A 19,707-nucleotide genomic window follows, 5' to 3' on the forward strand; every position below is an offset into this window, starting at 1 on the left:
GTGGGCGGCTTACTTGTAGAAGCGGGCGAGGAACTCGGCGACGACGGCGGGCCGCTCCTGGCCCTCGATCTCGATGGTGTTGGACACCTTGATCTGGGCGCCGCCCTTGACCTCGGTGACCTCGGCGATGGTGGCCTGCATCCGGATGCGCGAGCCCACTTTCACCGGGGAAGTGAAACGAACCTTGTCCAAACCGTAGTTGACCTTGGTGGTGACGCCCTCGACGTCGAACAGCTCGCCCCAGAACGGGATGATCAGGGACAGGGTCAGGAAGCCGTGCGCGATCGGGGCGCCAAACGGTCCTTCCTTGGCGCGTTCGACGTCGACGTGGATCCACTGATCATCGCCGGTGGCGTCGGCGAACTTGTTGATCTGTTCCTGCGTGATTTCGCGGTAGTCGGTGACGCCGAGGTCGGTTCCGGCGAGGGTGAGCAGCTTGTCGAAGTCGACGACGAGGTTGGGCATGGCGGGCTCCTGGGGTTGCGGGCTGGTTAGTGGGTGAAGGCGCTGTGGCCGGTGAGGGCGCGGCCGATGATGAGGGCGTTAATGTCGTGCGTGCCCTCGTAGGAATAGATCGCTTCGGCGTCGGCGTGGAAGCGGGCGACGTCGGCCTCCAGCGTGATGCCGTTGCCGCCGACCACCTCCCGTGCCAGCGCCACGGTCTGGCGCATCAGCAGGGAGGTCTGCATCTTGGCCAGCGCCGAATCCTGGTCCCGGTAGACGCCGCGGTCCTGCTGTTCGGTCAGCCGGACCACCAGCGAGAGGGCGGAGGTGACGTTGCCGAGCATCCGGGCGAGCTTTTCCTGGACCAGCTGGAACGAGCCCAGCGGCCGGCCGAACTGCTGCCGCTCGGTGACGTAGCGGAGGGCCGCCTCGAAGGCGCCGGCGGCGGTGCCGGTGGCGATCCAGGCGACGTCGGAGCGCATCATCCGCAGCATTGCGGCGACGTCGCGGAACGAGTCGACGTTGTGCAGCCGCATCGCCTCGGGCACTCGGACATCCGTCAACGTGATGTGGGCGTTCTGCATCATCCGCAGCGACGCCTTGCCGTGGATTTTCTCCAGGGTCACGCCTTCGGCCTGCCGGTCCACCAGGAAGCCCTTGACCTGCCCGTCGCCCTCGTCGCGGGCGAAGACGGCCAAGACGTCGGCGGTCAGGGCTCCCCCGATCCAGCGTTTGGCCCCGTTGAGAATCCAGTCCCCGCCGTCGCGCCGGGCGCTGGTGGCCAGGCCGCCGGCGATATCCGAGCCGTGCTCCGGTTCGGTCAGGGAGAAGACGCCCTTGAGCGAGAAATCGAGGACCCTCGGCAGCCATTCGGCCCGCTGCTCCGGGGAAGCGCCCACCGTGACGGCCGTCCGGAAAAGGCCGGCCTGGGCGGTGTAGAAGGTGGCCAGCGAGGCGTCCGTGCGCGCCAGCTCGAAGATCCGGAAGCCGTGGTAGATCCCGCGGGCCGGGGTGTGGCCGGGTCCGGGCGGGCCGGTCAGCTCGGCCGGTTCCATCAGGTCCAGGTCGATCAGCGGGCCGGTCAGCTGGTCCGGGAACTCGCCGCGCTCCCAGTAGTCGGCCAGCAGCGGGTGTGCCTGCTCGTCGAGGAAGGTCCGCAGCCGGCCCAGCACCCGCCGCTCCGCGTCGGTGAGCAGCGCCTCGGCGTCGTAGTAGTCGCAGACGCCGTAGAGGCGTTCCGTGGTTTCCGCGCCCATCTCAACCACCGAGTCCGAGCAGGCGGACGGCGTTGGCCTTGAGGATCTTCGGACGGACCTCGTCCTTGAGCGGCAGCTCGGCGAAGGCGCCGAGCCATTTCTGCGGGGTGATCAGCGGGAAATCGGTGCCGAAGAGGACTTTGTCCTGCAGCACCGAGTTCGACATCCGCACCAGCGACTCCGGGAAGTATTTCGGGGACCAGCCGGAGAGGTCGATGAACACGTTGGCCTTGTGTGTGGCGATCGAGTTCGCCTCGTCCTGCCAGGGCACGGACGGGTGGGCCATGATGATCTGCAGTTCCGGGAAGTCCGCGGCCACGGCGTCGAGCAGCAGCGGGTTGGAGTAGGCGAGCTTGATGCCGTAGCCGCCCGGCAGCCCAGCGCCCATGCCGTTCTGCCCGGTGTGGAAAATCGCCGGGAGCCCCAGCTCCTGCAGCCTCTCCCAGAGCGGATAGAACTGCTCGTTCGAGGGGTCGAAGCCCTGCAGGCTGGGGTGGAACTTGAAGCCGCGGGCGCCGAGCTCCTCCGCCTGGTGGCGGGCGCCGGTGATGGCGTCCGGGCCGGTGCGCGGGTCGACGCTGCCGAACGGAATCAGCACGTCATTGTTGCGTGCGGCGCCGGCGATCAGCTCGGGAATGCTGTTGGGTTCGTGCTTGAGCTGGGTGCGGGCGTCCACGGTGAAGACGACGGCGGCCATGTTCAGTTCGCGGTAGATCTCGGCGATCCGGTCCAGCGACGGCGTCCGGTCTTCGGCCTTGAAGTACTTGGCGGAGGCCTCGGTGAGGGTTTCGGGCAAGGAATTGTGGCCGCAGCTGTCCACCTCGAGGTGGACGTGCATGTCGATCGCGTCGAGCGCGGCAGCGTCGATGGCGGGTTCGTACCGGGTCGAGGCCATCTCAGCGGGCCTGGGCCGGTTCGGGCTGCAGCTCCTCCGGCAGCGGCAGGAACTCCTCGCCCACGCTCTGCAGCTTGTCGCCGAAGAGTGAGTCGAAGTTCTCCACGAGGGCCTGGTAGCCCCAGCCGCCCTCGCGGTATTCGGTGGCGGCGGCTTCCGGGTGGGTCCAGAGCTGGAGCCGGTCGCCGCCGGCGCCGATGGCCTGGCCGGTGATCCCGGCGGCGGCGTCGGAGGCCAGGAACGCGACCAGCCCGGCGACGTCGTCGGCGGTGCCGAAGCCCAGCTCGTGACGGAAGAAGGCCGGCATGGCCTCGCCGCGCTCGTCCGCTTCGACGGCCTTTTGGAAGTACGGGACGGTCTTGGTCATGGCGGTGGCGGCCACGGGGATGACGGCGTTGGCGGTGACTCCGGCCTTCTTCATCTCCAGCGCCCAGGTGCGGACCATGCCCACGATCCCGGCTTTGGCGGCGGCGTAGTTGGTCTGGCCGAAGTTGCCACGCTGGCCGGTGGGCGAACCGATGGTGATGATGCGGCCCGGAATCTGGTTTTCCTTGAAGTAGCCGAACGCCTCCCGGGCGCAGGTGAAGGTGCCCTTGAGGTGGACGTTGATGACGGCGTCGAAGTTCTCGTCCGTCATTTTCAGCAGGCTCTTGTCCCGCAGGATGCCGGCGTTGGTGACCAGGATGTCCAGCCGGCCGAACGTGTCGACCGCCGTCTGGACCAGCCGCCTGGCTACCTCGGAGCTGCCCACGGGGGCGACGACGGCGGTGGCGCGGCCGCCGTCGGCCTCGATGGTGCGGACGGCGTCGGCTGCAACCGCCTCGTCAACGTCGTTGACGACGACGGCGGCGCCCTGCCGGGCCAGTTCCCGGGCGTAGGCCAGGCCCAGCCCCCGACCGCTGCCGGTGACGATCGCTACTTTTCCTGCGAGGCTCATTGCCGCTCCTTTGCTAGCTGCCGCGCGTCCTGCACGGCGGCGTGGGACGTTGTTCTGGATCCATGAAAGTATGGATAATTGAGAAAGTCAATGATTCATTTTGTCGACCATTGGAGCCGGAATGACGATCGAAGCCGCGGACGCACCGGGCACGGACCGGGCGCCGAAGCTCACGGCCGCGCCCATAGCCGGCGATGCCGGATTCCTGCTGGCAAAGCTCCATGCCGCCGGCTCGGTCCTGAACAACCGGGCGCTGGCCGGGTTCGGGTTGAAGGAGCGCTCCTTCTCCGTGCTGGCCCTTGCCGCCTCCGGGCTGGAGCCGACCCAGCGCGAGATGGCGGAGTTCCTCAGCCTGGATCCCAGCCAGATCGTGGCCCTGATCGATGAACTGGAGGGCCGGGGGCTGGTGATGCGCGCCCCCGGGAAACAGGACCGGCGGGCCAAGACCGTCACCACCACCGACGACGGCGATGCCGTCTTCCGGCAGGCAACGGCGGCGGCCCGGCGGGCCGAGGCCGACGCCCTGGCCCGGCTCAGCGCCGAGGAGGCCGGTCAGTTGAAGGCCCTGCTCCGGAAGGCGCTGTGGGGTTAGGGAGCCGGACTATTCGATGAGCGTGCCACCGGCAAGATGCCGGTTGCGCGTCTCGATCAGCTGTTTGAGGTAGCGGGCGAGCAGCGCTTTCTCGACCAGACGCCCGAGGGGGCCGAACGGCGCCGAGAACTCGATGCGGTCCAGCATGAGGGTTCCTGCCCCGTCCGCCCTGAATTCATGAACGTGCCGGAAGCGCCGGAACGGACCCCTCACCTGCTCGTCGACGAAGGAGTCGGGCGCGTACATCTCAGTAATCCGGCTGGTCATGTGCAGCGGAATGCCGAAATGGTGGGCCCGCCAGGTCACTTCCTCGCCGAGGGAAATGAGGCCCGAGGTCACCCCGCCGATGGCTTCTTCCCGGGAGTGCGCCAGGGAATCCATGTGGACGTCGATGTTGCGCGCACGATCAAACATTTCCGCCGGGGGCATGGTGGTCCGCGTCCTGCATTCGAAAGTGACGGCCATCGTCAGAGTATTGCAGGGTTTTGACCCCGCCCTGATCCGCATTCGATATCCCGCTCCCGCTATTTCACCCGGGCCGTCCCTATGTAAGACTGCCCGCATGGACGATCCGCGAAGCCGCATCCTTCCCCTTCTCCGCCAAGGCGAGCAGCTGTTGTGGGCCGGCCAACCTGATCCGAAGGTTCGTTTCACCGGTGTCGATGCATTCCTCATTCCCTTCAGCATTCTGTGGGCAGGATTCGCGGTCTTTTGGGAAGTCACGGCCATCCGCACAGCCTCTCAGCCATTCTTCGTGATCTGGGGTGTGCCGTTCGTCCTGCTGGGCCTTTATTTCATCTTCGGCCGGTTCATCGTGAAAGGGCGCCGGAAGCGGATCACAGCCTATGGACTTACTGACCGCAGGGCGATTGTCTGCGTCGGTGACCGGACCGTCGTGGATTCCCCGCTGGGCAATGTGCCCACCAAGATCGACCGATCACGCGACGGCCGCCATGCGAATGTGGTGTTCGGCCAGCAGGGTTTGATGGGGGGTGTCGGCGTGTATCAGAACACCGGTCTCGACTTCATGGGTCTGGGAATGGGCCAGGCCGTCGCCTTTTACGACGTTGCCGATCCCGGCGATCTGCTGAGGGCGCTGGACCACGTCGGGGTTCGGTGAGCGTGAACGTGGGCGAACCCGCACGAACAGTCTTCCCCTCGCCTCGCAGGCTGCCGCCGGCAGTGAACGGCCCGACGATTCCCGCATGATTCGACCCATTACTACCGGAGGTAGCTCTTGAAGCTCTTGCTGACATCAGGCGGCGTCACGAATCCGAGCATCCGCTCCGCGCTGCTTGACCTCCTGGACAAGCCCATAGAGGAGTGCCACGCCCTGGCCATCCCCACGGCACAGTGGGGGCACCCCGCGTGCGGACCGGCGTCGGCGCAGCGTTTCGTGTCCGCGGGGGCCGGCTCGCCGCACATGTCCGGCCTGGGCTGGGCATCGGTCGGCGTCCTTGAACTCACCGCGCTGCCGAGTATTGGGCAGGAACGATGGGTCCCGTGGGTCCGGGATGCCGACGTGCTCCTGGTCGACGGCGGTGACGCAAGCTACCTGGCCCACTGGATCCGCGAGTCCGGTCTGGGCAAAATCCTGCCGTCGCTCACCGAAACGGTCTGGGTCGGGGTAAGCGCCGGGAGTATGGTCATGGCTCCGCGGATCGGGAAGGACTTCGTCCACTGGCCATCGGCGCCGGACGACCGCACCCTTGGAGTGGTGGACTTCGCGATCTTCCCGCACCTGTTCGCCTTCCCGACCAACACCATGGCCGACGCCGAACGGTGGGCGGAGGAGCTGGGCACCCCGGCCTACGCCATCGACGAGCAGACTGCCATCGCAGTGGTCGACGGCTCCGTCGACGTGATTTCCGAGGGAACCTGGAGGAGGTTCGGCTAACGCTGTGGCCGCTAGTCCCGGACCCCCGCAAGCCAGTCCAGGAGAATTGGCATCGCTCCCGCCGGGTACAGCGGACGGTCAAGTGCCCTGATGCGCCTCCAGCCCACGGGGCTGCCTTCATCCAGTACCCGCAGCTCTGCGTCCAGCGGCAGGCCATCCAGACAGTCCGAGTCAACCGCGAAGACATGGACAATCTCGTGACCGATCATCCCCTCGAAGGTGAAGATATTTTCCAGGACGCCGAGCATGTGCACTGCCGCCAAACTCACCCCAAGTTCCTCGACGAATTCACGGCGAAGGGCTTCTTCGGCGGTTTCGCCAAACTCGATTCCTCCCCCGATTGCTCGGTGGAAAACCTCTCCTGTTGAGGAGTCGGATCCATCCGAAACGAGAACACATCCGTTGCGGACCGGCAGTCCCACAGCCAGGTTTCGGATCGAGTGCATGGTCGCCATCCTAGGAGCCGCTGCATGCTGGAACGCGTTGGCTACACCCGGCGTTCGTTGTCCGGCTGTGCGGCCGGTGTTAGCGTGGGGGCGATTGGGGGAGGTGCTGTGGCGGGTTTGGACTTGCTGGAACGCTTTGTACAGCTGGATGTCGCGGTCCGCGCGACCTTCGCTTCCGGACTGCCTCCTATCGCGGCCGTAGCGCTTTTGGCGCTGGTCATTGCCACGGCCATCCTCATGGCCCACACCTTTGAGGCACTTCTCAACCGCCGCGTTGTCGTCAGTGGCGGCGCCGTCGTCGGTGTTACCGACAGGCCGCTCAGGCGGCCACCCCTCTCAGCCGCGTGGCCGCCGCCCGCCGGCGGCCCGGGTCCGCGCGCTCCTGGCGGTTACGCAAACCGCCCCTGAGCATTCAGTAACCGCAGTCCACAGTCTGACCCTTCGCGGGCAGAGCCAATTCGACCGGCTGCTCCTTACCGGCTCACTGGGCGACATCGTCACCGAGTCATTCGCCACCACCGCCTGGAGTTTATTGCCGTGTCCCCGCACATCCCCGTACGCCCGGTGCCTGCGATGCACCGCCCGCTCAATTCCCGAACCATCCGCCGCCTCGCCTTGCAGTATCGCCTGGGCCGCCGCCTCTACCGCCGCGTGGCACTGCGGACCCTCTCGTTCGGCGGCTGGGTCTGGCTCGCTGCCGGCTCGGCCATTGGATTCGAAGCCTTCGACATCCTCTTCGGCACCTTCGCCGTGGCTCCCGAACTGCTCCCGTTCGCCGTCCTGGGGATCGCTCTGGTCTGGTACTTCCGGGGACGGTTGAGGCGGCTTCTGGCGCGTGCCCGCGCACACCGACGGCTCTGGAGGCTATCCGGAGGTCGGTGGTGGCGACGAAAGCTAGCCTGACCGGACCCGCGCCTACCCGGCCGCCACGAGTTCGACTTCGAAGCCGTCCGAATTCACCAGATACCCGGCGTAGTGGTCGGGGCCGCCGGCGTACGGGTACCTGTCGGCGAAAAGCTGCTGCCAGCCGTGGCCGGCCCCCTCCCTGATGAGGGTGTCCACCTGCTCCCGGGGTCCGGCGTGGAAAGCCAGGTGGTTCAGGCCGGGAGAGGTTCGCTCGTGCAGACGGCCGCTCAGGGCCGGGGACTCTTCGGCCACGATGTAGGTTCCGCCGAGCCGCCAGCTGCTCCCCAGATCCCAGTTCTGGAAGGGGTCGTATCCCCGCCGACCGAGAATCCAGCCCCACTCTTCCCGGGCCCGGCCGATGTGGGGAACCCACAGTTCGATGTGGTGCAGGGACCCGGCGGCAGGAGTCTTCACGGTGCGAGTCTCCCACAGCAGGACGGCGGTGACGTGGCAGACTGCCAGTGTGATCCCGTCCCTCACCCTGCCCGCGACCCTGCACACCCCCGCCCGGGAGCTGACGCTGCGCAGGGCCACCGAGAATGACCTCGCCGCCCTGATGCGGCTCCTCGCCGACGACCCGATCAGTGCGTCAAGAGGCGACCAGGCCGATGCCTCGGATACCGAGGCCTACCGCTCCGCGCTGCTGGAGATCACCGCCGACGCCGGCAACGAGCTGCTCGTCGTGACGGACGACGGCGGTGAGCTGATGGGCACGATGCAGCTCACCAGGATCCCCGGCATGGCCCGGCGCGGTTCCACCCGGCTCCTGGTGGAAGCCGTCCGCGTCCGCAGCGACACCCGTTCGGGAGGAATCGGAACGGCCATGATGCGCTGGGTCACCGACACCGCTGCGCCGGCATTTGGCGCGTCCCTGGTGCAGCTCACCTCGGACGAGGCCCGCAAGGATGCCCACCGGTTTTACGAGCGGCTGGGCTTTGTGGGATCCCACCGCGGTTTCAAATACCCGATCCCGTCTCCGGCCGGCAGCAAATGACATGTGCCTCCGTGGCCGCCCGGGCGTCCCTCGGTGTGATCACTGCGGCGTGCGCAACCCTGTTCGCGCTCACCGGCTGCGACTATGCGCCCGCGCCGGACAGGCCAACGGCAACAGCGCCGACAACGGCGTCGGCGACTGCCCAAGCGTCGACGACGGCCTCCGCCCTGCGCGGCACCACCCAAACCAACAGGTTCCATCTGCCCACCAGCTACACGAGCGCGGAGGGAGATACGTGGGACGGCATCGCGCAGGCCTTCGGGATGCCGACCTCATATCTCCGGTCCTTCAACCCCACCGCGACCCTCGCCGCCGGCACCGTCCTGGATCTCCGGGGCAGGAACCTGCCGCAGCGGGGCGCCAACGGGACTTTTGACGAGCAGGCCGACGGCTCCGGAACCTACACCGTCAAACCGGAGGACTCCTTCCTGGGGCTCACCAGCCGGTTCGGCGTCCCCCAGTACGCCATTCGGGCGGCCAACGCCTCCATCCGCGGCATGGATGGGGTGCTTTCGGTCGAGCCCGGCGAATCCATCACCATTCCCAGCAGCCGCCGCTGACACGGCCGGCGGGCCGGCGTCACTTCTGTCTGCGTGACCGGTCACACAGCGTCCTTTGCTGGTCAACGGGCCCGCGCATCCCTCATGCTTAGTCATGACCTCAACGCGGAGCCAGTACCGGATTATCACGGTGTGCACCGGCAATATTTGCCGGTCGCCCATGGCCGAGCTGATGCTGGCCGAGGCCCTGGCCGCGGCGCAGCTGACCGGCGTGGACGTCGACTCTGCCGGCATCACCGCCTACGAGGTGGGACGCCCCATCGACCCGCGGGCCGCCCGTAAGCTCGCCGCCCACCAGATTCCCTCGACGGGCCACATCGCGCGCGAATGGCGCAACGACTGGTTCCAGTCCCGGGATCTCATCCTTGCCATGGACGTTGACCACTACGGCTGGCTTCGGCAGGCGGCCCCCGACGCCGCTTCCCTGGCCAAAATCCGCATGCTCCGCAGCTTCGATCCCGCCGTCGCCGGCAGGGACCCTCTGGACCAGGGCATCGAAGACCCCTGGTACGGCGGCCACACCGACTTCGACATCACCTGGGACCTGATCCACGCATCCCTGCCCGGCCTCCTCGACCACGTACGGGCCGCGCTGGCCCACTCCGCCGCCGACCTCCGGCCCCTCCCGGACCCGGAAGAAGCCGACACGGAGCAGCGGGTACGCTCTATTTCATGAGCCCCGCACCCGTCATCATCGCCATCGACGGACGCTCCGGGGCAGGCAAAACCACCCTCGCCATTGAACTCGCGGCCCGGCTGCGGGAGCACCGCACGGTCTCGCTCTTCCACCTTGAGGACATCTACCCGGGCTGGAACGGACTTGCCGCCGGGATCGACCGCTACGCCGCCACCGTCTTGGCCCCGCTCCGGCGCGGCGCCACCGCGCACTGGACCAGCTGGGACTGGGAGCGGCACTACGACGGCGAGGCACGCCTCACCCGCCCGGCCGACGTCGTCCTGGTCGAGGGTGTCGGTGCGGCAGCCGCTGAGGCCGCGCCATACCTCGACGCCGTGATCTGGACCGACGCCCCCGACGGCGCCCGCAAGGACCGCGCCTTGGAGCGCGACGGCGACACGTATGCTCCCTACTGGGAGCAGTGGGCAGAGCAGGAAGAGGCCTGGCTGGCCGGCGACGATGTCCCTGCCCGGGCCGACGTCAGGGTCCTCAACCACGCCGACGGCGACGCCCCCGGCCAGGTGCTGCAGGCGCTCCTGCACCTTCCCGCGCTGGCCACGCTGCTGCACCCGGAACGGCAGGCCCGCCACGCGGTGCCCCTGCACGCCGAGCGGATCGACGCAGCACCGGATCCCGCACGCCTCTTCGACGCTCTCTACGGCGGCTCGCAGCGGGCCGTCTGGCTCGATTCCTCCCTCACCAGCGACCCGGCGGGCCGGGGCCGCTTCAGCATCCTGGCCGACGACGGCGGCCGCCACGGCCAGTCGGTCCTGCACCGCTCCGGCCGCACCAGCATCCGCGCTGGCGGCGCCGCGGCCACCATCGAAGGCGGCTTCTTCCGCTGGCTCGACGCCGCGTGGGAGGCCCGGCCCCTCCGCTCCCCCGACGACTACGGGTGCGGCTTCACCCTGGGCTGGCTGGGCTACCTCGGCTACGAACTCAAACGCGAAACCGGCGGCAGTGACGTGGCCGCCGACACCCCGGACGCCGCATTGATTTTCGCCGGCCGGGCCGTGGTCCTCGATCACGCGGAGGGTGCCGTCTGGCTTCTGGCCCTGGAGGACCCCGACGCCGCCGCCTGGCTGGCTGGGGCCCGCGCGGCCGTGAGCACGGCATCAACCGGTGACCGCACGCCCGTGCTAGAAAGCGCGGACAACGGGGGTGACGCCGCAGCACTGGTGTTCGCCGCCCGGGACACCGCGGCCGGCTACCAGGCCAAGATCGCCGCGGCGGGGCACCAGATCGCCGAGGGCAACAGCTACGAGGTCTGCCTCACCACCGCCCTCACCGCGGAGGTTCCGGCCGGCGGCGTCGACCCCTGGGAGACCTACCAGGCGCTGCGGCGCCGGAATCCCGCCCCGTTCGCCAGCTTCCTGCGCCTGGACAACGTCACGGTCGCCAGCACCTCCCCGGAGAGGTTCCTGCGGATCACCGCCGACGGCGCCATGCGGGCGGAACCGATCAAGGGCACACGCCGCCGGTCAGCGGACCCGGCAGCGGACCGGGCGCTGCGGGACGAGCTGGCCGCCGCGCCAAAGGACCGGGCCGAGAACATCATGATCGTGGACCTGCTGCGCAACGACCTCAGCCACTTCGCCGTCCCCGGATCCGTCTCCGTCAGCCGGCTCTGCGCTGTGGAGAGCTACGCCACCGTGCACCAGATGGTGAGCACCATCGATGCCCGGCTCCGGCCCGGCGCGTCCCGGGCCGAGGCGGTGGCGGCGTGCTTCCCGGCAGGCTCCATGACGGGCGCACCTAAGGTCAGCACCATGGCCATCCTGGACCACCTTGAGTCGGCCCCGCGCGGCGTCTACTCCGGCGCCGTCGGCTACTTCTCGCTCGACGGCGGCACGGACCTCGCCGTCGCCATCCGCACCCTGGTGATGCACGACGACGGCGCGGCGGGCACCACCCTGAGCCTCGGCGTCGGCGGCGCGATCACCGCCGACTCGGACCCCTCCGAGGAATACGAGGAGGTCCGCACCAAGGCCTTCGGCGTGCTCTCGGCCCTCGGTTCGGTGTTCCCGCCCGGCTGAAAGCCCTCTACTGCAGGGTTGCGGTGAGGCGGGCGACGTTGTCGATGTACTTGATCCGGCGCGGGCGCTTCATCCACTCTTCCAGCGTTAGTTCGCGGGAGATGCCGCGGTAGGTCTCCTCGACCTCGCGGATCCGGCTGACGATGTCCTCGCCGAGCATCATCACGGAGACTTCGAGGTTCAGAGAGAAGGAGCGCATGTCCATGTTGCTGGACCCCAGCACGGCCACCTCGTTGTCCACGGTGAAGTGTTTGGCGTGGAGCACGAACGGGGCCTTGTAGAGGTAGATCCGCACCCCGGCCTCGAGCAGCGCCTGGTAATAGGACTGCTGGGCGTGGTGGACCAGGAACTGGTCACCCTTCTCGGAGACGAAGAGCTCGACGTCGACGCCGCGCTGGGCCGCCGTCGTCACCGCATACAGCAGCGAATCGTCCGGAACGAAGTAGGGGCTGCAGATGGAGAGCTTGTGCTGCGCGGAGTAGATCAGCGTGTTGAAGAGGCGGAGGTTGTTCTCCGTGATGAACCCGGGACCGCTGGGAACCACCTGCGCGGTGACGTGGCCCGGCACCGACTCGGGCCGGTGGCCCAGCTGGTGCTCAAGCGACTCGTCCGTCTCGCTGAGCCAGTCGGTGGCGAAGACGACGTTCAGGGTGGTGACGATCTGGCCGCGCATGCAGGCCATCAGCTCGACCCATTCCCGGCCCACCTTGCGGTGCTTCGGGTTGTTATAGGACGGCTCGATCAGGTTCTGCGAGCCGGTGAAGGCCACCTCGCCGTCGATCACCATGATCTTCCGGTGGTTGCGCAGGTCAGGGCGGCGCCACTGGCCGTGGACCGGCTGCAGGGGCAGCATCGGCCGCCAGCGGATCTTGCTGGCCTTGAGCCGGGCGATCAGCTTGCTGTAGCCCTTGATCCGCAAGGTCCCGAGGTGGTCGAACAGCAGCCGGACCTCGACGCCGCGCTCGGCGGCCTCCTCCAGCGCCGTCAGCAGGTCATCGGTGACGTGGTCCGAGCTGAGGATGTAGAACTCGGCGTTGATGAAGCTCTTGGCCTCGCGGGCCGCGGCGGCCATCGCCTTGATCGAATCCGGGTAGCCGGGCAGCAGTTCCACGCTGTTGTTGTCCACCATCGGCAGCGAGCCCAGCGTCTTGTTCAGCTCCGCCGCGGAGGCCACCCATTCGGGGCCGTCGTAGCGGCTTTCGACGGCGGCAAGTTCGGAGGTGCCGGCGCGGATCCGGGTGTTCACGGCCTCCTGCTGGGCACGGCGGCGGCGGGAGAGCCGGAAGTTGCCGAACAGCAGGAACAGCACCAGACCGACGGAGGGGACGAAGAAGATGCCCAGCAGCCACGCCATGGCGGTGGTGGGGCGGCGGTTGCCGGGGATGATGCCCAGCGCCAGCACGCGGATGGCGAGGTCGATCAGCGTGAGGATCAGGATCGCCCAGGACGGGAGTGACCCCACGAACGGTAAAGGCCAGAGCACAGGCGAACCCCTCTAGTTCCAGACCCGCGGAACAGTTCCGGAACGGGCAATTTCCAAATCCTATCCCGGCGCGCCGCACTAAGCTGAAGCCATGACTACGTCCGCCTCCGCTCCCGCCAACGCCACGGTGCTGGTCTTCCTCGATTCCGCTTTCGAGGACGGCCGCGTCGCCGACTCCTCCAAGCCCCAGTTGATGGCCACGGACCAGGGTGCCACCCGCGGCGACGGCATCTTCGAATCCCTCCTGGCCGTGGGCGGCCAGCCCCGCAAACTGCCGCGGCACCTGGCCCGGCTGGCCGGTTCGGCGCGGACGCTGGAGCTGGATATTCCGGCGGAGGACGCTTGGCGGAAGGCCATCGCGACGGCGCTCCGGGAGTTCCGTGCGGGTGCCCATGAGGACGGCGACGACGAGGTGGTGGTAAAGCTGATCGCGACCCGCGGTGTCGAGGGCTCCCCCGTCCCGACCTGCTGGGTGCAGGCTTCCACCCCGCCCGCGGCCGGCCGCGAGCAGCGCGAGAGCGGCATCGACGTGATCCTGCTGGACCGCGGCTACGACAGCGAGGTGGCAGAACGCGCGCCGTGGCTGCTGCTCGGCGCGAAGACCCTCTCCTATGCGGTGAACATGGCCGCCCTGCGCTACGCCCACCACCAGGGCGCCGACGACGTCATCTTCACGTCCTCCGACGGCCGGGTGCTGGAGGGCCCGACGTCGACCGTGCTGCTGGCGCACCTGGAAACCGCCGACGACGGCGACGGCGGAACCCGAACGGTGCGCCGCCTGATCACCCCGCAACTGGACAGCGGCATCCTCCCTGGCACCTCGCAGGGCGCCCTGTTCGCCGCCGCGAAGGCCGCCGGCTGGGAGCTGGGCTACGGCCCGCTGGTGCCGGAGGACCTCTACGACGCCGACGCCGTGTGGCTGATCTCCAGCATCCGGCTGCTGGCGCCGGTCAACCACATCGACGGCAAGGAAGTCGGCACCGCCGACGTCCGCCGCCAACTGACCGCCGAACTGAACGAACTGTTCGCCACCGTCCAGTAGCAGCCGGGGCGTCCGCGTTCCCGCTTAGCCCTGGGCCAGGGCGTCGCTGACGATCTTCGCCAGGGTGGCGGCCGGCTCCGCACCCACGCCCTGGCCGATGGCCACGGCGGAGACGGACAGGGAACCCTTGATGCCGGTGACGACGGCGGTCTGGGTAGCCTGCCCGTCCGGCAGCCCCTGCGTGGTCAGGGACCCGAACGAGGCGTCCCCGCCGGTCTCGACGGGGAGGACCTCCGTCTTGCCGGTGATCTTCTTGCCCTGCAGTTCGATGGTGTAGTTGGCGCACTTGCCGGCGTTGTCCTTTGCGGCGGCGGCTCCCTTGGACAGCACGGACGGGTCCGAGACGGACACCAAGGTCACGGTGGTCATCGCCTGGCCGGAGGAGGACTTCGCCACGCCGCCGGTGTAAGTGCTGCCGGCCGGGATCTGGCCGCTGGTGTCCACCAGGGCGGCGCATTCCTGCGGGGTGATGACGGCCGCGGAGATCATCTGCTTGGCCGCCGCGATGCCCGTCTCCAGCTGGTCTGCCGGGACCGCCGTCAGGGGGTGGCCCTCCCCGTCCTTCAGGCCGGCCAGGATGGTGCCGAGTTCGGCGGTGGTGTAGGCCTTGGGGCTGGCGGTGGCACTGGGGCTGGGCGCCGACGACGAAGCCGCGGACGTCGCCTGGGATCCGGCCGCCGTCGTTTCCGGGGAGCCGGTGGATTGGGCGGCGGTGGATTGGGCGGCGGAGGAACCGCCGCCGGAGCACCCGGCCAGGGCCAGGCCCGCGGCGATGATCAGTGCGGAAGGTACGAGGCGGTGCGTGGTCATGTTGTCCCCCAAAGGATTGTGCGGATACGTGCGGTGCCAATAAGTGCAGTGCGGATGGTTGCGGTGCGGATGCCAACGTTGTGGATGAGCGTGGAGAGGTGCGTGTTGTGCGCGAGCCTACGACATTGCCGGCCGCCGGGACAGCCCGCGGCCGGTGTCATGCCCACGCCTTGCGCAGGGCCGCCCACGCGGCGTCGTCCAGCATGCTCGAGGGGGTGACCGCGACGGCGTTAGCGCCGCCGGCCACCGAGTCGGCGAGCGCGGTTTCCAGGTCTGCGGCGGACACGGTCCCGGAGCGGGCCCACATCCCGGTGGAGATGACGAACCGTCCGGGCCTCGCCGCCATGGCCGCGGCCAGTTGCTTGGAGTAGTCGGGGCCCTTGCCGTTGAGCGCGAAGTAGTTCCAGAGCACCAGCCGGTCCGCCGCCTTGGCCAGCAGGGCGTAGTCGTGCCCGCTTTCCGGCCGGTCCCCCGCCGGGTCCTGCCAGGGCGCCCGGACGTCCATGTCCAGGCTGGCGCCGTTGGCGTGCGCGGCGGCAGCGGCTTTGGCCACCACGGAGGCGAGGGCCTGGGACCGCCAGGCGCCGATGCTGGCGTCCCCGGTGTCGATCCCGCCGTCGGCCGTCCGCGGCCAGTCCTTCGCGCCGGTGGCGCGCATATAGGAGTCGCGGTCGTCCCCGCCGTAGGTGTTGTCGTCGAACATCAGCTCGGTCAGCGCCACGGCGTCGGGGTGGTAGCGGCGGGTCACCTCGTCGACGAACTCCACCAGCCGCTGGCCCACGGGTCCGGTGGTCAGGGCGGTGACGCTGGCGAAGTCCTTGGACCGGGTGCCGTCAAGGTTGATTCCGGCCAGGCCCTGGTTCTTAGCGATCCAGCCCGGGATCAGCAGGTCGATGGTGAGCGTGACCCGGCGTTTGCTGCCGTTGCCCGCGGTGCCGAGGGCCTTGATGGCCTCCGCCACGTGGTCGCGGCCGCCGGCGGCTTCAATCTCGGGGTGCTTGTCCCACCGGAACGCCGTCCAGTCCAGCCGGCCCACGCTGATGGTGACGCTGTTGGCGTTGACCTCGTCGAGCCGCTTGGCCAGGGCCGGGAGGCCGCCTGGGTCCTCGACCACGGTTTCGTAGCCGACGCCCACGGTGCGCTCCGGCGCCGGTGCCTCCGCCCGGGGAGGCACCGGCGTCGAGCAGCCCGTCAGGGCCAGCAGTGCCATGGCCAGCGTTGCGGCCAGCAGCCTCACACCCTGACCTCGGTGACGGCCGCCGCCGTCGGGACGCTGACCACTCCGGTGCGCTTCAGCTTGTTCCAGTGCGCCTGCTTGCCGCGGGTCTCCTGCAGCAGCGCCGCCGCCATGGTCAGGCCGGTGAACACGGAGTAGAAGGGGACCAGCGGCAGGGTCCAGGCGTGCCGCAGGTCCGGCCACGCCCGGTTGAGGGAGAGCCCGAACAGGGTCAGGACCGCCGTGACCACCAGCCCCAGCCAGCCCAGGACCGCCCACGCGTCGGCGCCCAACGGGCTCCGGCCGCCGGCCACCAGCAGCAGCAGGTCCAGCAGGAGGAACAGCTGCAGGACCGGGAGTGCCACCATGGTCACGGTGTTGAACAGCAGGTAGGCGCCGAACCGGCCGCGCCGCAGGTTTCCGATCATGTCCTTGTGCACCCGCATGGTCTGCAGCAGCCCGCGGGCCCACCGGACCCGCTGCCGCCAGAGGGCGTGCACCGTGGACGGCGATTCGGCGTAGACCAGGGCCTTCGGCGCGAACACCACGTTGTACCCGGCCCGGTGCACCCGCCAGGTCAGCTCCAGATCCTCCCCCACGGTGTCCTCACGGAACGGTCCGACGTCGGCCAGGACCGAGCGCGGGAACGCGCCGATGTTGCCGGAGACGATCGGCAGGCAGCCGATCACCGTCAGTGCCCGCCGGACCAGGCCGGTACCCACGTGGCTGATGAACGCGAGCATCCGGGTCTGGACGCGGTTGAGGTTGACCGGCCGGTCGTCGCCGCAGACGGCGCCCACCCGGCGGTCCGTGAAGCCCTGGAGCATCCGCTTGACCGTGCTGCGGGAGAAGATGCCGTCGGCGTCGACGAACATCAGGACCTCGCCGGTCGAGTAGTTCAGGCCGCGGTTCAGCGCGGCGCCCTTACCGGCGTTCTCCTGGGTCAGGACCGTGATCCTCGGGTCCCCGGCGGCGAGCTCGTGCATCAGTTCCAGGGTGTTGTCCGTGGACCCGTCGTCCACCAGGACCACCTCGTACCGGTCATAGGTGGTGAGCTGGATGGAGCGGACGCAGTTCTCGATCACGGTGGCCTCGTTATAGGCCGGGACGATGATCGAGACGGTCGGCCACTCGTTCAGCAGGGTCCCCTGGCCGGTGCGGCGGCGGCGGGTCACCTGCACCTGGAACCAGAGGGCCAGGGGCAGGACCAGCAGCTTCAGGAGGCCGAAGACCAGCACCGGAATGCCGAGCACCACCAGCAGCAGCTGGGCGCCGGGCATCAGCCCGGCCAGGAGATTCTCATACCAGGGCATGGGCGAACGCTCCCCTCGTCTGCCGGAATGACGCCGGGTTGAAGGCCGGGAGGGAGAACGAGGCGAGGACGGCGTCGAGCAGTTCCGGCGCGCGCTGGCTGTTCGCCCCGAATCGGGCATTGATTTCGAGCACCACCGGGGTGCCGTCGGCCCGGCGCCGGACGTCGAGGTCCACCGGCCCGGTGAGGGACAGGGCACGGACGGCGTTCATCGCCAGGTTGCCGACGTCGTTCGCCTCCCCCGCCTCCACCCGGCGGGTACTAAGGGCGTTGCCGACCTCGCCCTGCGCGAGCGCGGTTTTCTCCACGACGACGGCGAACGGCGGTGTGGTGTTGTGCGCCGGGGTTCCGAAGACCATTGGCCCGTACTCGGTGCCTGGGATGAATTCCTGGACGATCAGGCCGCCGGGAAGTCCGGCCCAGTCGACGTCGGAGCCGCTCCGGACCACCGTCACGCCGCGGCCGCCCCGGGACACCCGGGGCTTGATGACGACGGGTCCGCCCAGGAGCTCGATGGCCTCCTCCGCGCAGCGGAAGTCCCGGGGAACCCCGAAGGCGGGAACCGGAACGCCGGCAGAATGCAGCTGCCAGGCGGTGTAGAGCTTGTCATCGGCGAGCGCGACGGCGCCGGTCGGCCCGATGATGACGCGGACGTCCGGGCCAAAGCCGGCCCGGAAGGCGGCCAGGCGGGGCAGTTCCTCACTGACCGTGGGGATCACGAGGTTGATGCCCTCGGCGCCGACCAGCCGGCGCAGCGCGGACACCAGCTCGGGATCCGTGGCCGCGGGTACCCGGACCACCGGCACCCCGGAGACTTCGGCCAGGTCGCGGATGTCCGTGCCGAGGACCGGGATGCCACGTTCGGTCAGTTGCGCGGCGAGGGCACGGCCGGCGGGGCCGCCGACGCCGGTGACCAGCACGCGCGGCTTCACAGCTTCTCCATTTCGGTGCTCAGCAGGCGGACGGGTTCATAGGCCTCGGCCACCCGGCGGCGGGCCTGGCCGCCGCGGAAGGAGGCGATGCCGCGGACCCGTTCGGGCGTCATGTACGGCTTGGCCAGCTGGTCGCTGTGCATCTTCACCGCCTGGACCTTGGCGTCGACGTAGTCGTCAATGTCCACGAAGACGCTGGGGTTGAATTCCCGCGTGGCCGAGGGGCTCTCGTAACAAAGGATCGAGTGGTGCTGCCGCGCGGCCCGCAGGGTGGCCTGGTGCACCGCCTGGTGGTCCTGGTGCTGGTCGTGGTTGGAGTGGGTGAGGATGATGTCCGGGTTGAAGCGCACGATCGCGTGCTCGATGGCGCCCACCATTTCCTGGCTGTGGCGGTGCAGCTCGGTGTCCGTGAAGTTGTGATGGATCATGCCGGTCAGGCCCATGAACGTGGCGCCGCGCTGGGCGTCCAGCGACCGCTCCAGGGCGTTGCCGCCGCGCTTGCCGTCGCTCATCACCAGCCCCTGCACCTCGTGGCCGGAGTCGACGAACTTGGCGAGCGTTCCGCCGCAGGCCAGCTCCAGGTCGTCCGGGTGGGCGCCGATGGCCAGCACCCGGCGGGGCTGCCGGGCCGGGCTTCCACCGGTGCGCAGGGCGGTCAGCGCGATGGCGAGGGCGGTGAGTCCGCCCAGGGTGGCGGTCAGGTCGGCGGTCTGCCAGAACTCGGAGGCGTCCAGGGCAAAGGCGGCGACGTTGGCCAGCAGCAGCACCGCGCCGGTGGCGAGGGAAATCCGGCGCAGAAGTTCGGGACGGCGCAGCCGGCGGTGGAACCAGGATTTCCCCACCGCCGCTGCGACCAGCAGCGCAATCAGCAAGACGATTATCAAGACGTAAATCGAGACCATGAATCTTTCCAGTTCTTCTTCGAGGTGCCGGCCGCCCCCAGTGCTGCGCCGGACAAAATGATGGATCTGCAACCCGCCCGGCAGAGGCTGCCGGGTTCTGGAGGGAAGGATTGCTTGTCAAAGAACCGGTCCGCGGTATCCCGGCGGAGACGTCAAAACCCATGCGCCAGCGGCACTGCGCATACGGCCGGAAGCGGCCGCGCAGCGGGTGCTGAAAAGGCGTATGCGGTATGTGGAGACCCAGCGGAGACCTTGGACTGCCACTTCAGTAAACGTGACGCCCCTATCGGAAAACCCGAGTAGGCAATACCCGAAAAGCATTCGGCCACCGCGGACGGAACTGGCTTTTTGTACTCGATCACGACGGGCGC

At 68.7% G+C, this 19,707-nt stretch carries 22 protein-coding genes; 9 read left to right on the top strand and 13 right to left on the bottom strand.

Features of this window, described 5'->3' with window-relative positions; all coding sequences use genetic code 11:
• Window positions 1-9 precede the first annotated feature (9 nt).
• The 4 genes from AB0O44_RS03905 to AB0O44_RS03920 are packed head-to-tail and all read right to left on the bottom strand — an operon-like array spanning window position 10 to window position 3,532.
• Window positions 10-465 carry a MaoC family dehydratase gene (locus AB0O44_RS03905; RefSeq protein ID WP_364134437.1) on the bottom strand — a complete coding sequence of 152 codons (456 nt, stop codon included), beginning with the start codon at window positions 463-465 and terminating at the stop codon, window positions 10-12.
• A gap of 26 nt (window positions 466-491) precedes the next feature.
• A complete protein-coding gene (locus AB0O44_RS03910) occupies window positions 492-1,700 on the bottom strand; it encodes an acyl-CoA dehydrogenase family protein (protein WP_364134440.1) in 1,209 nt (402 codons plus the stop codon).
• Between the two features lies 1 nt (window position 1,701).
• Window positions 1,702-2,595 (bottom strand): amidohydrolase family protein, encoded by an 894-nt coding sequence (locus tag AB0O44_RS03915; protein ID WP_364134443.1) that lies wholly within the window; start codon window positions 2,593-2,595, stop codon window positions 1,702-1,704.
• A gap of 1 nt (window position 2,596) precedes the next feature.
• Window positions 2,597-3,532, bottom strand: a complete 936-nt coding sequence (locus AB0O44_RS03920; RefSeq protein ID WP_364134446.1) for an SDR family NAD(P)-dependent oxidoreductase — start codon at window positions 3,530-3,532, stop codon at window positions 2,597-2,599.
• 121 nt (window positions 3,533-3,653) lie between these two features.
• Between AB0O44_RS03920 and AB0O44_RS03925 the strand changes: the two genes are divergently transcribed.
• On the top strand, window positions 3,654-4,124 hold the full coding sequence (locus tag AB0O44_RS03925) for a MarR family winged helix-turn-helix transcriptional regulator (protein WP_364134449.1): 471 nt from the start codon (window positions 3,654-3,656) through the stop codon (window positions 4,122-4,124).
• 9 nt (window positions 4,125-4,133) lie between these two features.
• On the opposite strand, the gene AB0O44_RS03930 is transcribed toward AB0O44_RS03925, so the two are convergent.
• Window positions 4,134-4,589 (bottom strand): SRPBCC family protein, encoded by a 456-nt coding sequence (locus tag AB0O44_RS03930; RefSeq protein ID WP_364134452.1) that lies wholly within the window; start codon window positions 4,587-4,589, stop codon window positions 4,134-4,136.
• Between the two features lie 97 nt (window positions 4,590-4,686).
• Here AB0O44_RS03930 and AB0O44_RS03935 point away from each other — a divergent pair, with 97 nt between their 5' ends.
• Both AB0O44_RS03935 and AB0O44_RS03940 read left to right on the top strand, forming a co-directional pair.
• Complete coding sequence (locus AB0O44_RS03935; protein ID WP_364134455.1) at window positions 4,687-5,244, top strand: hypothetical protein; 558 nt, start codon at window positions 4,687-4,689, stop codon at window positions 5,242-5,244.
• A 117-nt stretch (window positions 5,245-5,361) separates the two neighbouring features.
• Window positions 5,362-6,021: a Type 1 glutamine amidotransferase-like domain-containing protein gene (locus AB0O44_RS03940; protein ID WP_364134458.1), complete on the top strand. Its 660-nt coding sequence runs from the start codon at window positions 5,362-5,364 to the stop codon at window positions 6,019-6,021.
• A gap of 11 nt (window positions 6,022-6,032) precedes the next feature.
• On the opposite strand, the gene AB0O44_RS03945 is transcribed toward AB0O44_RS03940, so the two are convergent.
• On the bottom strand, window positions 6,033-6,467 hold the full coding sequence (locus AB0O44_RS03945; protein WP_364134461.1) for an NUDIX domain-containing protein: 435 nt from the start codon (window positions 6,465-6,467) through the stop codon (window positions 6,033-6,035).
• Between the two features lie 615 nt (window positions 6,468-7,082).
• On the opposite strand from AB0O44_RS03945, the gene AB0O44_RS03950 reads away from it, so the two are divergent.
• Window positions 7,083-7,370, top strand: coding sequence for a hypothetical protein (locus AB0O44_RS03950; RefSeq protein ID WP_364134464.1), 288 nt, complete (start codon window positions 7,083-7,085; stop codon window positions 7,368-7,370).
• Between the two features lie 12 nt (window positions 7,371-7,382).
• Here the strand turns inward: AB0O44_RS03950 and AB0O44_RS03955 are convergent, their stop codons facing one another.
• Window positions 7,383-7,787 carry a VOC family protein gene (locus tag AB0O44_RS03955; RefSeq protein ID WP_364134467.1) on the bottom strand — a complete coding sequence of 135 codons (405 nt, stop codon included), beginning with the start codon at window positions 7,785-7,787 and terminating at the stop codon, window positions 7,383-7,385.
• Between the two features lie 49 nt (window positions 7,788-7,836).
• Here AB0O44_RS03955 and AB0O44_RS03960 point away from each other — a divergent pair, with 49 nt between their 5' ends.
• The 4 genes from AB0O44_RS03960 to pabB all read left to right on the top strand — a co-directional run bounded on the left by AB0O44_RS03960 (window position 7,837) and on the right by pabB (window position 11,639).
• The gene (locus AB0O44_RS03960; RefSeq protein WP_364134470.1) at window positions 7,837-8,367 is read left to right on the top strand and encodes a GNAT family N-acetyltransferase; all 531 of its coding nucleotides are present in this window, start codon (window positions 7,837-7,839) and stop codon (window positions 8,365-8,367) included.
• Between the two features lie 263 nt (window positions 8,368-8,630).
• Window positions 8,631-8,927, top strand: coding sequence for a LysM peptidoglycan-binding domain-containing protein (locus AB0O44_RS03965; protein WP_364134473.1), 297 nt, complete (start codon window positions 8,631-8,633; stop codon window positions 8,925-8,927).
• Between the two features lie 94 nt (window positions 8,928-9,021).
• A complete protein-coding gene (locus AB0O44_RS03970) occupies window positions 9,022-9,603 on the top strand; it encodes a low molecular weight protein-tyrosine-phosphatase (protein WP_364134476.1) in 582 nt (193 codons plus the stop codon).
• Complete coding sequence (gene pabB, locus AB0O44_RS03975; RefSeq protein ID WP_364134479.1) at window positions 9,600-11,639, top strand: aminodeoxychorismate synthase component I; 2,040 nt, start codon at window positions 9,600-9,602, stop codon at window positions 11,637-11,639. The genes AB0O44_RS03970 and pabB overlap by 4 nt, the downstream gene beginning before the upstream one ends.
• 7 nt (window positions 11,640-11,646) lie before the next feature.
• Here pabB and cls read toward each other — a convergent pair whose 3' ends face one another.
• The gene (gene cls / locus AB0O44_RS03980; RefSeq protein WP_290256404.1) at window positions 11,647-13,122 is read right to left on the bottom strand and encodes a cardiolipin synthase; all 1,476 of its coding nucleotides are present in this window, start codon (window positions 13,120-13,122) and stop codon (window positions 11,647-11,649) included.
• A 91-nt stretch (window positions 13,123-13,213) separates the two neighbouring features.
• On the opposite strand from cls, the gene AB0O44_RS03985 reads away from it, so the two are divergent.
• Complete coding sequence (locus AB0O44_RS03985; RefSeq protein ID WP_364134482.1) at window positions 13,214-14,164, top strand: aminodeoxychorismate lyase; 951 nt, start codon at window positions 13,214-13,216, stop codon at window positions 14,162-14,164.
• A 24-nt stretch (window positions 14,165-14,188) separates the two neighbouring features.
• Here the strand turns inward: AB0O44_RS03985 and AB0O44_RS03990 are convergent, their stop codons facing one another.
• The 5 genes from AB0O44_RS03990 to AB0O44_RS04010 form a co-directional block, all read right to left on the bottom strand.
• Window positions 14,189-14,974, bottom strand: coding sequence for a hypothetical protein (locus AB0O44_RS03990; RefSeq protein ID WP_364134485.1), 786 nt, complete (start codon window positions 14,972-14,974; stop codon window positions 14,189-14,191).
• Between the two features lie 157 nt (window positions 14,975-15,131).
• A complete protein-coding gene (locus tag AB0O44_RS03995) occupies window positions 15,132-16,211 on the bottom strand; it encodes a hypothetical protein (protein ID WP_364134488.1) in 1,080 nt (359 codons plus the stop codon).
• Window positions 16,208-17,503, bottom strand: a complete 1,296-nt coding sequence (locus tag AB0O44_RS04000) for a glycosyltransferase family 2 protein (protein WP_364134491.1) — start codon at window positions 17,501-17,503, stop codon at window positions 16,208-16,210. Before AB0O44_RS04000 ends, AB0O44_RS03995 begins: the two co-directional genes overlap by 4 nt.
• The gene (locus tag AB0O44_RS04005) at window positions 17,490-18,434 is read right to left on the bottom strand and encodes an ATP-grasp domain-containing protein (protein WP_364134494.1); all 945 of its coding nucleotides are present in this window, start codon (window positions 18,432-18,434) and stop codon (window positions 17,490-17,492) included. The genes AB0O44_RS04000 and AB0O44_RS04005 overlap by 14 nt, the downstream gene beginning before the upstream one ends.
• Window positions 18,431-19,336 (bottom strand): PIG-L deacetylase family protein, encoded by a 906-nt coding sequence (locus AB0O44_RS04010; protein ID WP_290256410.1) that lies wholly within the window; start codon window positions 19,334-19,336, stop codon window positions 18,431-18,433. The genes AB0O44_RS04005 and AB0O44_RS04010 overlap by 4 nt, the downstream gene beginning before the upstream one ends.
• Between the last annotated feature and the right edge of the window lie 371 nt (window positions 19,337-19,707).

Origin of the sequence: Arthrobacter sp. NPDC080082, from assembly GCF_040686595.1 — a bacterium.
GTDB lineage: Bacteria > Actinomycetota > Actinomycetes > Actinomycetales > Micrococcaceae > Arthrobacter.

What these genes read in the sequence shown, in the direction of transcription:
- AB0O44_RS03905 (WP_364134437.1), bottom strand. Translation starts at nt 465, where the DNA reads ATGCCCAACCTCGTCGTCGACTTCGACAAGCTGCTCACCCTCGCCGGA.
- AB0O44_RS03910 (WP_364134440.1), bottom strand. Translation starts at nt 1,700, where the DNA reads ATGGGCGCGGAAACCACGGAACGCCTCTACGGCGTCTGCGACTACTAC.
- AB0O44_RS03915 (WP_364134443.1), bottom strand. Translation starts at nt 2,595, where the DNA reads ATGGCCTCGACCCGGTACGAACCCGCCATCGACGCTGCCGCGCTCGAC.
- AB0O44_RS03920 (WP_364134446.1), bottom strand. Translation starts at nt 3,532, where the DNA reads ATGAGCCTCGCAGGAAAAGTAGCGATCGTCACCGGCAGCGGTCGGGGG.
- AB0O44_RS03925 (WP_364134449.1), top strand. Translation starts at nt 3,654, where the DNA reads ATGACGATCGAAGCCGCGGACGCACCGGGCACGGACCGGGCGCCGAAG.
- AB0O44_RS03930 (WP_364134452.1), bottom strand. Translation starts at nt 4,589, where the DNA reads ATGGCCGTCACTTTCGAATGCAGGACGCGGACCACCATGCCCCCGGCG.
- AB0O44_RS03935 (WP_364134455.1), top strand. Translation starts at nt 4,687, where the DNA reads ATGGACGATCCGCGAAGCCGCATCCTTCCCCTTCTCCGCCAAGGCGAG.
- AB0O44_RS03945 (WP_364134461.1), bottom strand. Translation starts at nt 6,467, where the DNA reads ATGCACTCGATCCGAAACCTGGCTGTGGGACTGCCGGTCCGCAACGGA.
- AB0O44_RS03965 (WP_364134473.1), top strand. Translation starts at nt 8,631, where the DNA reads ATGCCGACCTCATATCTCCGGTCCTTCAACCCCACCGCGACCCTCGCC.
- AB0O44_RS03970 (WP_364134476.1), top strand. Translation starts at nt 9,022, where the DNA reads ATGACCTCAACGCGGAGCCAGTACCGGATTATCACGGTGTGCACCGGC.
- pabB (WP_364134479.1), top strand. Translation starts at nt 9,600, where the DNA reads ATGAGCCCCGCACCCGTCATCATCGCCATCGACGGACGCTCCGGGGCA.
- AB0O44_RS03985 (WP_364134482.1), top strand. Translation starts at nt 13,214, where the DNA reads ATGACTACGTCCGCCTCCGCTCCCGCCAACGCCACGGTGCTGGTCTTC.
- AB0O44_RS03990 (WP_364134485.1), bottom strand. Translation starts at nt 14,974, where the DNA reads ATGACCACGCACCGCCTCGTACCTTCCGCACTGATCATCGCCGCGGGC.
- AB0O44_RS04000 (WP_364134491.1), bottom strand. Translation starts at nt 17,503, where the DNA reads ATGCCCTGGTATGAGAATCTCCTGGCCGGGCTGATGCCCGGCGCCCAG.
- AB0O44_RS04010 (WP_290256410.1), bottom strand. Translation starts at nt 19,336, where the DNA reads ATGGTCTCGATTTACGTCTTGATAATCGTCTTGCTGATTGCGCTGCTG.